We start from the raw sequence: 10,611 nt of genomic DNA on the forward strand, positions 1-10,611 counted from the left end.
GGCCGTGCGCAAGGACGCCCCCCGCACCCCACTCCGATGCAGGGAGGGCGGGGGCCCAGCCGCACAGCGGCCCCCGGGCGCGGACGGGGGAAGCGGGGGCGGCAGCGTTCAGAGCAGCTCGCTGGTGTCGAGATCGAGGGCGAAGGGCTCGGGGAGCCGGACGGGTTCACCGAACCGCTTCGGCCCGTGCACCAGGGTGTAGCCAAGCTCCCCGGGCTGGCTGAACAGCGTCCAGGAACCCTGCTGCCTGTCGATGAGCAGATGGAGCGGCGCACCGTACTGGCCGTACCGCCGGCGCTTGGTGATCCGGCCGGTGTCGGCATTCGAGTCCGAGGTGACCTCGACGACGAGCAGCGTCTGGCTCGGCACCAGCGCCGAGGCCCCCTTGGCCAGGTCGCGCGGCACGACGGCAAGGTCGGGCACGTACCAGTTGCTCGTGCCGGGGAGGTCGAGGTTGCCCGAGCCCGCGATACACCCCAGCCGGGCGAGCGCGGGGCCGAGCTGCTCGCGCACCTTGGCGGCGGCCGATTCGTGATCCCAGCTCGGTGACACCGGCTCGATCACTCCCTCGATGATCTCCACCCGGTCCCCCCGGATGTGCTGGATCGCGTACTTCAGCGCCGTCTCCGGGTCGGAGGCCGCGTACGCGGGGGAGGGGTTGCGGGGTTCGGGGTGAACGGGCACCGGTCCTCCAGGCGGGGTCTCCGTGCAGCATGACGACTCGTCCCTGTCTACGGGCAACCCGGGAGGCCGCGCGTGCCTCGCCCGGGGGAATCACCCTTCCGGGGGGCGCGGGGCCGGCGTCAGGAGGCGAGGAAGGCGGCCGCCAGGTAGGGGAGGCTGCCGGCGAGGATGCCGGCGAAGACGACCGTGGCGGTCATGGTGGCCGTGCCCTGGAGGCGGCGGGCCAGCAGCCCCGTGGCCACCAGGCCGAGGACGCCAAGCGGCAGCTCGTAGAGGGCGAAGAGCGGGGAGACGAGCGCGGCCAGGAGGAAGGTGACGGCGAAAAGCACCAGCGTCCGCCGCGAGGTCCTGTTGTCCAGCCTGTGGTCCAGTGCCTGGTCCATGTCGGAACTCCTCAGCAAAACGGGGCGGTTGACCTTTCAGCCGGGGCTGAGCCGGAGCCTGGGTTGCCCTCAGCTTCCCCCGGATCGGGCCGGGACATGCGTCGCCGGCCGGATGCGGTGAAAGAGCAGTGAAAAGCGACCACATGGCGCCTCTCTTCGACCTCGTGTTGTCACATGTGGGACCAATTGCAGAGGCTTTGCCCTCTGGCGTCCGCACAGGGGAGCGAGGATTATGAGCCCGTTCGACGCTCCGCCTGTCCTGCCAGACGTCCCCCCACCCGCAACGGCACCAGGAGAAGCCCCCATCCCCTCATCGCGTCCGCGCGCCGCCCGCTTCCCCGGCGCGCCGGCGAGGCACCCGCTCCCAGGGATGTCATGTGCACGCCAGATTGAGCGTTCGCGTGTTCGCTTGCACCTCGAAGGGAGTTCCACTGTGGCCTGTTCGACCAACGCCCTCTGGGCCGGCGAGACCACCTGGTTCTGCTGCGGCGCGGCCTGGGGCCCGTGCGGCAGCGCGGGCGGCGGCGCCTGCGGCAACTGCCGGTCCTCGGCCTACCACGGCGCCTGGCCCAACGCCTCGCAGGCGTGCTGGGACATCACCAGGCCCGACCTGTGCGGCGAGGGCGGCATCGCCCGGCGCGGCTGCGGCTCGGTCATGAACGTCAGACACCAGTGTTCCGGCGCCACCGTCTGCATCTCCATCGCCGACTGCGGCCCGCGCACCAAGAGCTTCTGCGGCGAGGCGCTGTGCTGCGGCGGCACCTGCCGCACCAACCGCGTGCTCGACCTGACGCCGGCGGCCTTCTCGGCCATCGGCAGCCTCAGCTCCGGCATGCTGCCCGTCGTGATCACCGAGTGAGAAGGGAGCCGACCATGTCAGGCACGGCCGATGCCGGGAAGCAGCCCGGCCACAGCAGCCGTTTCGGCCGCCGCGGGTTCCTCACCTCGGCGGCGGTCGGCGGGGCCACCATCGTCGGCGCCTCGGCCCTCGGGGCCCTGGACGCCGACGCGGCCTTCGCCGCCCCGTCCCGCTCGCTGGACCCGGCGGTCACCCAGACCACCTTCGTCGAGGGCAGGATCGGCGCGATCCGCGGCAGCATGCTGCACGTCGCCGGCTCGCTCGGCGAGACCCACCGCATCCAGGTCACCAACGCCACCAGCCTGTGGAAGGTACGCACCACCACCCTGGACGCCGTCGAGGTCGGGGACGGTCTCTACGCGCGTGGCGTGGAGATGCCGGACGGCTCGATCGCCGCCGACGCCGTCTGGGTCAACATCGTCAACCTCTACACGACGATCCAGGGCATCCAGAAGGACCGCCTCCACCTCGCCCACCACAACCGCGAGCTGGTCGCCCACACCGTGCCCGAGACCGCGGCCTCCTACGCGGGTAGCGCGCTGACCCCCGACCTCAGCCGGCTGCGCATCGGCCAGCCGGCCCAGGTGCTCGGCGCCTGGCGGCCGGCCGACGACTCCATCGACGTCGTCCGCGTGACGGTCGGGCACTGAGGCGGGGAGGGCCGCGATGTTCACGACGTCCGCGATGTCCGCGGTTTCGGCATCGTCTCCCCTCGGGCTCCTCGCGAGCGTGCTGCCCGTGCCGACGGCCGGGCTGCTCGCCGCGACGGGCGCGGGGAAGCTGTTCGGCCGGCGGCTGCGCGCCCGCGCCGCCCGCACCGCCCTGCCGCGGCTGACGGGCGGCAACCAGCGGGCCACGCTGGTCCTGCGCGTCACGGGGGGCGCCGAGCTGCTGCTCGCGGTGGCGCTGCTCGCCGCGCCCGGCCGGGTGCTGCCCGGCGTGGGCACCGCGCTGCTCGGCCTCGGCTTCCTCGTCTACCTGGGACTCGCCAGGCGGGTGGCCCCTGAGTCCTCCTGCGGCTGCACGGCGAACGACACCGCGCCGATCACCTGGCACTCGTTCGCCAGGGCTGCGGCGGTGGTGCTCGGCGGCGCGGCCGCCGTGGCCGGCGGGCGGCCGTGGTGGGAGGCGGCGGGTCAGGACCCCGTGCCGGCCGCCGCGGTGGCGGTGGCCTGGGCCGCCCTCCTCGCCCACCTCTCGGCCGGGCCCGGGCCCGGCTGGCGGATTCCACTGCGCAGGCTGCGGCTGCGGCTCTTCGGCAACCCGCTGGGCGGCCGGGAGCAACCGGTGCCCGTGGCCGCCTCCGTGGAACTGCTGGAGCGCTCGCTCGCCTGGGAGACCGCCGCCCCGCTGATCCGCTCCGGCCTCGTCGAGCACTGGGACGAGGACGGCTGGCGGATTCTGCACTACTCGGGGGCCAGGCACGACCGCGCCTGCGCCTGCGACCGGCGGGTCTCGGTGCTCTTCGCCATGGACGCCGAGGCCCACCTCGACCACACGCTCGGCCAGGTCATCCGGGTCAGCGTGGTCGACGAGGAGACCGGGGAGGTGCTGACGCCCGAGGCCGTACCCGAGCCGCGGCGCCGCCTGCCGCTGGCCGGCTGAGCGGCGCGGCGGGCGGCCGGAGCGGGAACGAAGGGGAACGGGGGGCTGCCGGCCCTCCGTTCCCCGCTCCCCGGTACGGCCCCTTGCCCCCGCGGGCGGGCGAGCGGCGGGCGCCGCGCGGCGAAGCCGGAACCCGCCCGAAGCCCCGGCCGGCGACCACCGGCCGGCAGGCGGGAATCCGTGTCCCTTCAGGGCGGGGAGGGGGTCACAGCAGCAGGGTGCCCTCGGCGACGACGAGCCCCGAGCCGGTGACGGTCACCAGGTCGCCGCGCACGGCGACCTCGATCAGGCTCGGGCGGCCGGCCGCGTGTCCCTGCGCGATGCGCACGTCGCCCCGGGCCGCGCCGTCGCGCACGAGCAGGGCGGCCAGCGGGCCCGCGGCGGTCCCCGTCGCCGGGTCTTCCGCGATGCCCATCGTGGGGTTGAAGAACCTGGCGTAGGCGGTGGCCCCGTCGCCGCCCGGCTCGCGGCTGTAGAGGTAGCAGCCCTCGCCGCCGACGCTCGCGAGCACGGCGGCGAGCCGCGCCTGATCGGGGCGCGCCCGGTCGACGGCGGCGCGTGCGCGGAGCGGGACGAGCAGGTGGTCCGCCCCGGTGCCCACCACCTGCGCGGGCGCCCCGGCCACGAGATCGGCCTCGGCCAGGCCCAGCGCGGCGGCGAGTTCGGCCGGGTCGCCGACCGCCGCGCCGAACCGTGGCGGCGACTGGTCCATCGAGACGGCGGGCGGGCGGCCCGCCTGGGCGCGCACCCGCACCGGCAGCAGGTCCTCGCCGATCTCCTGGACGAACTCGCCTTCGCCGCCCGGGAGCCGGCCGCTCGCGGCGAGCCAGAGCCAGGCGCCGAGCGCGTTGTGCCCCGCGCCGAACACCTCGGCGCCGATCGGCGTGAACGACCGCAGCCGCCAGGTCGCGTCCGGCCGGCGCGGGCGCAGCAGGAAGGTGGTCTCCGACTGGTTGAACTCTCGGGCGGCCGCCCGCATCACCTCCTCGCCGAGGTCGTCCGCGTCGGGCACCAGCGCCACCGGGTTCCCGGTCAGCGGCCCGACGGCGAACACGTCGACGAACAGGAAGGGGACCCGGCGGCGCGGGCCGTCGTGGCCCCGGCCGAGCGGGTGGGAGGGCGTGGCGGGCACGGGCGACTCCTTCTTTCCGAACCGGATCGGATTGCGTCCGATCAAGTCCGCAAACTATCCCGGGCGATGGGCGGAGGCGCAGCCGGTCCCCGGGCCCGCACGAGCGCCCGGCGGCACCCGCGGCGCGGCCGGGGCCCGGCGGACGGGACGGAACGGATCTGCCGCCCCGGGGGCCGGCCACGATTGGCGGGGCCCGGGGATGGTGAGAAAACGAGGGTCGGGAGAGACAGGCAGGGCGAGGGCGCCGGCTCGCCCCGTGGCGGAGGGACGCATCTCATGACGCTGGCCATCCTCGGTGGGCCGCCCACCATCGACCGCCCGGGCGTGATAGGGAACACCGTCGCGTTCACGCCCGAGGACCGGGATGCCGCCATCCGGTTCATGTACAGCAGGAGCGGCCGGCTGTCCTTCTACGGGCGCGAGGGCCTGCTGGGGCGGTACGAGGACGAGCTGGCCGCCTACCACGGCGTGCGGCACGCCGTCCTCACGAACTCGGGCACCAGCGCCCTGTACTCGGCCTACTTCGGGCTCGGGCTCGAACCCGGCGACGAGGTGATCGCCCCCACGTACACGTACCTGGCCACGGTGACGCCGCTCGTCGGCCTCGGTGTCGTCCCGGTGCTCGCGGACGCCGATCCCGAGACCGGCAACCTGGACCCGGACGACGTCCGCCGGCGGATCACCGACGCCACCCGGGCCATCGTGGTGACCCACCAGTGGGGGCATCCGGTCGAGATGGACGAGATCATGCAACTCGCCACCGACCGCGGGCTGCGGGTCCTGGAGGACACCTCGCTCGCGGTGGGCGCGACCTACCGGGGCCGGCGGGTGGGGTCCATCGGGCACGTCGCCGCGTTCAGCCTCGGATCGAGCAAGCTGCTCAGCGGAGGCCAGGGCGGCGCGCTCGTCACCGACGACGACGAGATCATGGAACGGGCGAACCTCGTCGGCCACTTCGCACGGCGCAGCCGGGAACAGGTCAGGTCGGAGACCTACCTTCCCTTCGTGGACACCGGCTACGGGCACAACTTCCGCATGCACGCCCTCGCCGTGGCCATCTCCTACCGCCGCTTCCGGCGCATCGACGAGCTGATCGGCCGCCGGGCGCGCTGCTACCAGGCCCTCACCCGGCAGCTCGAAGGCTCCTCGCTGCTGCGGCCGCCGCTCACCCGGCCCCACGTCACCCGCGGCTCCTGGCTCGGCTACACGGCCGACTACGACGCCGCGGCGGCCGGCGTGGACATCGACACCTTCGCCAAGGCGCTGCAGGCGGAGGGGCTGCTCGTCCTGCCGCGCAGCTACCATCCGCTGCTGCACCGCACCGCCCTCTTCAACCGCCGCGACGACGGGTACCGCAGGAAGGGCCCCTTCACGCCGGGCAAGCGGGTCTACGCCGAGGGCGACTTCCCGGCGGCCGAGGCCCACGTGGATCGGCAGCTCGCCTTCCCGCACTTCCTCGACGAGGAGGAGTGGATCATCGAGGCGTACGGCGCCGCGGTCCGGAAGGTCGAGAACGAGATCGAGGCGCTCGCCGCGTGGCAACGCCGGCAGCCCGCCGGATGACCGCGGCCGCCGGGGGGCGGCAGGTCATGCGCCCGGGGTGAGGCGCACCGGCAGCCGTTCGAGGCCGCGGACCGAGCTGTGGCGCCAGGCCAGCTCCCCGGCGTCGCAGGCGAGTTGCACGGAGGGGAAGCGCCGCAGCAGGAAGGCGAGGGCGATGCGCGCCTCCAGCCGGGCGAGGGAGGCGCCGAGGCAGAAGTGCGGGCCGTGCCCGAAGCTCAGCACCGCGCTCGGCTCCTCCCTGGTGATGTCGAACGCGTCCCCGTCCGGCAGGCGCGAGCCGTCCCGGTTGGCGGACACGAGGCAGGGCAGGACCACGCCGCCCGCCGGGATTTCCTCCCCGGCGATCTCCAGGTCCTCGGTGGCGTACCGGGGCATGGCCATCTCCACGGGGCTGGCGTACCGCAGGAGTTCCTCGACGGCGTCCGGGAGCATGCCGGGCCGCTCCCGCAGCAGCCGGAGCTGCTCCGGGTGGCGGAAGAGGGCGGCCATCCCGTTGCCGACGAGGTTCACGGTCGTCTCGTGGCCCGCCATCAGCAGGAGGGCGAGCGTGCCCTGCAACTCCGCGTCCGAGAGCTGGTCGCCCTCGTCCATCGCGGCGATCAGCGCGCCGGTCAGGGTGGGCTGCTCGTCGGGGGCGAGGGCCGGGGAGGTGCGCAGGCGGGTCTCCCCGATCAGCCGGGCGAGGTAACGCCGCATGGCCCGGGTGCCCCGGAGCAGGGCCGCCTTGGACTCCTCGTCGATGGGCGGGATCATCGTCTCCCGGGTCCAGCGCCTGAAGTCGGCGCTGTCCTCGGCCGGGACGCCCAGCAGCTCGCAGGTGACGGTCAGGGACAGCGGCGCCGCGTAGGAGTCGAGCAGGTCGCACTCCCGGCCGCGCGCCATCCGGTCGAGCAGCCCGTCCGCGACGGCCTCGATGCGCGGCCGAAGGCCCTCCACCCGGCGCGGGGAGAACGCCTGGGCCACGAGGCGGCGTATCCGGGTGTGCGCGGGCGGGTCGCTGGACAGCAGGTTGATCCCCAGCGCCCCGCCGCCGGTGAGCTCCTGATCGCGCATCCACTGCGGCGCGTGGTGCGGGCTGCGGGACAGGCGCGGATCGAGGAGCGCCGACCGCACGGCGTCGTGCCTGGCCACGAACCAGGTGTCGAAGCCGTACCGGTTGGTCCTGCGGTGGATCGGGCCCCTTTCGCGGAGCCGCGCATACATCAGATAGGGGTCGGATACGCGCCGCGCCATAGGTGTGAACCCTTCAGCCAGGCCCTGCCGTGCACCGCCGGCGGTCACCCTATAGCAGCCGTGCCGCCGCAACCAGGTGACGTGGGACGGGGGTTGGCGGGGCGCGGCGGGCCGGTGCCCGCGGCCGGGGTGCCCCGCGCCCGGCGGGCCGCCCGAGGTCCGCGCCCCATGGACCGCCGGGCGGTGGCCCAGTACGTTCTTCGGGTGCCTCTCGACCGGTTCACGGCGCAACTCGGCTCTCTACAGGCGGTTTTGCCATGACAAGTGTGCGGCAGTGGGACATCCTCATCATCGGCAACGGAGCGCTCGGCCTCTTCCTCGCCGAGGAACTGGCCACCCGGGGGGCCGGCTCGATCGCCGTGGTCGGGCCGCGCGGCCGCGCGTCGGGGGCCAGCCAGGCGGCCGGGGCGATGCTCGGCTCCTTCGGCGAGGTGACGCCGGAGACCCTGCGCACGGCCCCCGGGCGGGCCAGGTTCGAACTGGGCAGGGCGGCGCACCGGATGTGGCCGGGGGTGCTCCGGCGCCTGGAGTCGGAAGGCGCGCCGGGGCACCGGCCGCTGCGGGTGGCGCAGGACAGCTACGTGGTGCTGAACACCAGCGGCTCCTACCTCGACTCGGCGAACTTCGCGGCGATCACCGCCGCGCTCGGCGCGTACGGGGGGCCGTTCGAGGAGGTCGATCCCGCCGGGATCGCCGGGTACCGGCCGCGCGCCGACCAGCGGGCGCTGCGCGCCCTGCACCTGCCGGGGGAGGGCGCGGTGGACGCGCGGCGGGTGATCGCCGCGCTCGAGGCGCGGATCGTGCGGCAGGGCGTGACGCTCGTGGACCAGGAGGCCGAGGCGGTGATCGCCGCCGACGGCGGGGTCGGCGGCGTCCGCCTGGCCGACGGCAGCCGGCTGGAGGCGGAGCGGGTGGTGGTGGCGGCCGGCGCCAGGAGCGGGCCGCTGCTGCGGGGCGTGGCCCAGGCCGCGGACCCGATGCCGACCTTCGCCGGGCGCGGCTTCGCCCTGGTCGGCCGGCGGATGGCGGGGCCGCCCTTCGAGAGCGTGGTGCGCACCCCCAACCGCGCCTTCGCCTGCGGACTGCACGTCGTGCCGCTCGGCGAGGGCAGGGAGTACCTCGGCGCCACCAACAGCGTCGCCGCCGAGCCGCTGAACAGCGTGCAGATGAACGACGTGCACTTCCTGACCCAGTGCGCGATGCAGCAGCTCGACGAGGAGATCACCCACCACGAGATCGAGGAGTGGCGGGTGGGCAGCCGGCCGGTGACCCTGGACGGCTTTCCGCTGATCGGCTGGTCCGCGCTGCCCGGGCTCTACGTGCTGACCGGCACCTACCGGGACGGGTTCCACTGCGCGCCGCTGCTCGCCGCGAACGCCGCGAACGAACTCGAAGGCAAGGAGCGCCTGATCGACGGCATGTTCGCGCCGTCCCGCGGCCTGATCCACACCAGGACCGTGGAGCACGCCATCGAGGAGTACGTGGAGCACTGCCTGGCCGGCTGGTTCGAATCGCAGGCCGCCCTGCACGGCACGACCGGCTGGCTGGCCGGCATCTACCGCCGCCAGGCCACCGCCTTCTACAGCTGGCTCGGCCTCGACTTCGGCCTCGGGCCCGATCTGGTGGCCTATGCCGTGAGCAGCCGGCAGAACGCCCGGGAGATCCGGCGCGGCCTGCGCGAGCACGGCATTCAGCCCGGGGCGGGCGCCGCGTCCGGGTCCGGGTCAGGGTCAGGGCCGGTCTCCTCGGCGGTGGCCGGCGGCTGAGCCGCGGGGGCCGGCGGCCCCTGTGGGTGCACCAGGCGCTGGTAGCCGGGGGCGAGGAAGGTGTGCGGGTAGGGCAGCGGCCTCCGGCTCGCCAGGTCCAGCCGGGACAGCGCCTCGCGAGGGAGCGTGAGGTCGAGCGAGGCCAGGTTCTCGCGGAGCTGCGCCGGCGAGGACACCCCGAGGGCGACGGAGGTGAGCCGGGGCCGGTGCAGCAGCCACGCCAGGGCGACCTGCGCGGCGCTGCTGCCGAGTTCCCGCGCCACCTCCCGCAGGCAGTCGAGCACCCGGGGGACCGTCTCGTCGAAGGGGTCGAGGTCCCCCGTCGTGAAGGATTCCGTCAGCCTGCCCCTGCCCCGGATGACGCGCGCCGCCCGGTCCACCCGGTAGTGGCCGGCCAGCAGCCCGTTGGCCAGGGGGCCCCAGCCGACCAGCGCAGGACCGCGGTCGAGCAGCGGGCAGATCTCGTGCTCGACGCCCCTTTCGAGCAGGTTGTAGTTCATCTGGACCGCCGCCACCGGTGGGAGCCCCTGCCACTGGGCGAGGGCCTGGCACCGGGCGAGATACCAGCCGGGCACGTTGCTGATCCCGAAGTAGCGGATCTTCCCGCCGGCGACGAGGTCGGCGGCGGCGGCGAGCGTCTCCTCGGGGGGCGTCACGCCGTCCCACAGGTGCAGGTAGTACAGGTCGATCCAGTCCGTGCCGAGCCTGCGCAGCGAGCGTTCCACCGCCCCGAACATCGCGTTGCGGCTGCACCCCCCGCTGTTGGCGTTGCGGGGGTCGGTGAGGTAGCCGAACTTCGTGGCGACCACGACGGCTTCGCGGGCCCTGGCGCGGCGGATCGCCTTGCCGAGCCACTGCTCGCTCTCGCCGCCGTTGTAGACGTTCGCGGTGTCGAAGAAATTGATCCCGTTGTCGAGCGCCGTGCCGACCAGGGAATCGGCGTCGGCCTGGGACATGGTCCAGCGGGCACCCCAGCGGGAGCCCATCGTGGCCGCGCCCAGGCACAGGCGCGAGACCCTGAGACCCGTGGTCCCCAGGAAGCGGTATCCGATGTCGGTCATCCGGTCCTCTGCGGTAGGCCCGCGGCTTGCGGGGAACGTCACAGGCGCCGTGGCCAAGGGAGTCGGCTGTGCACCACGCCGCCTGATGGGGCCGGTGTGCAGCCGCCTTTGCGTCATCTTGCGCCCCTCATCTTGACGAGGACATGCCTAGCGCAGATAACGTGCGAGAACAATGATGTTCGGCCCCGGTGAGTCCGCCCCTAAAGGTTGTCTCGTAACTGTTGTGGCTGGTGCGCGTTGGGCTGATCGTGCAGGTGCTGAGTGCGGAACGTCGTGACGTGATCGAGGTGTTCACCGGTCTGGCGCCGGGCCGCTTCCGGCGGCT

At 74.0% G+C, this 10,611-nt stretch carries 10 protein-coding genes; 5 read left to right on the plus strand and 5 right to left on the minus strand.

What is annotated here, in order from left to right; translation table 11 throughout:
- Positions 1–108: 108 nt before the first annotated feature.
- Complete coding sequence (locus D7294_RS26535) at positions 109–684, minus strand: Uma2 family endonuclease (RefSeq protein ID WP_120684159.1); 576 nt, start codon at positions 682–684, stop codon at positions 109–111.
- 119 nt (positions 685–803) lie between these two features.
- Entirely contained in the window at positions 804–1,067 is a 264-nt protein-coding gene (locus tag D7294_RS26540) for a hypothetical protein (RefSeq protein WP_120684161.1), read from the minus strand.
- 433 nt (positions 1,068–1,500) lie between these two features.
- Here D7294_RS26540 and D7294_RS26545 point away from each other — a divergent pair, with 433 nt between their 5' ends.
- Genes D7294_RS26545 through D7294_RS26555 form a run of 3 tightly spaced genes read left to right on the plus strand, consistent with a single transcriptional unit; the run spans position 1,501 to position 3,531 of the window.
- Positions 1,501–1,926, plus strand: coding sequence for an RlpA-like double-psi beta-barrel domain-containing protein (locus tag D7294_RS26545; RefSeq protein ID WP_120684163.1), 426 nt, complete (start codon positions 1,501–1,503; stop codon positions 1,924–1,926).
- A gap of 14 nt (positions 1,927–1,940) precedes the next feature.
- Positions 1,941–2,576: a cell wall protein gene (locus tag D7294_RS26550; RefSeq protein ID WP_120684165.1), complete on the plus strand. Its 636-nt coding sequence runs from the start codon at positions 1,941–1,943 to the stop codon at positions 2,574–2,576.
- A 16-nt stretch (positions 2,577–2,592) separates the two neighbouring features.
- Positions 2,593–3,531, plus strand: a complete 939-nt coding sequence (locus D7294_RS26555) for a MauE/DoxX family redox-associated membrane protein (protein ID WP_241562639.1) — start codon at positions 2,593–2,595, stop codon at positions 3,529–3,531.
- 205 nt (positions 3,532–3,736) lie between these two features.
- Here D7294_RS26555 and D7294_RS26560 read toward each other — a convergent pair whose 3' ends face one another.
- Complete coding sequence (locus D7294_RS26560; RefSeq protein ID WP_120684167.1) at positions 3,737–4,663, minus strand: PhzF family phenazine biosynthesis protein; 927 nt, start codon at positions 4,661–4,663, stop codon at positions 3,737–3,739.
- A gap of 276 nt (positions 4,664–4,939) precedes the next feature.
- Between D7294_RS26560 and D7294_RS26565 the strand changes: the two genes are divergently transcribed.
- Positions 4,940–6,226, plus strand: a complete 1,287-nt coding sequence (locus tag D7294_RS26565; RefSeq protein ID WP_158674695.1) for a DegT/DnrJ/EryC1/StrS aminotransferase family protein — start codon at positions 4,940–4,942, stop codon at positions 6,224–6,226.
- Positions 6,227–6,250: 24 nt separating this feature from the next.
- Here D7294_RS26565 and D7294_RS26570 read toward each other — a convergent pair whose 3' ends face one another.
- On the minus strand, positions 6,251–7,459 hold the full coding sequence (locus D7294_RS26570; RefSeq protein ID WP_120684172.1) for a cytochrome P450 family protein: 1,209 nt from the start codon (positions 7,457–7,459) through the stop codon (positions 6,251–6,253).
- A 257-nt stretch (positions 7,460–7,716) separates the two neighbouring features.
- On the opposite strand from D7294_RS26570, the gene D7294_RS26575 reads away from it, so the two are divergent.
- Positions 7,717–9,225, plus strand: coding sequence for an NAD(P)/FAD-dependent oxidoreductase (locus tag D7294_RS26575; RefSeq protein WP_120684174.1), 1,509 nt, complete (start codon positions 7,717–7,719; stop codon positions 9,223–9,225).
- Here D7294_RS26575 and D7294_RS26580 read toward each other — a convergent pair.
- Positions 9,150–10,286: an aldo/keto reductase gene (locus D7294_RS26580; protein ID WP_158674696.1), complete on the minus strand. Its 1,137-nt coding sequence runs from the start codon at positions 10,284–10,286 to the stop codon at positions 9,150–9,152. The two genes, D7294_RS26575 and D7294_RS26580, sit on opposite strands and share 76 nt — an antisense overlap.
- Positions 10,287–10,611: the final 325 nt, after the last annotated feature.

The organism is Streptomyces hoynatensis (assembly GCF_003626535.1).
In the GTDB taxonomy this organism is placed as follows: Bacteria; Actinomycetota; Actinomycetes; order Streptomycetales; family Streptomycetaceae; genus Streptomyces; species Streptomyces hoynatensis.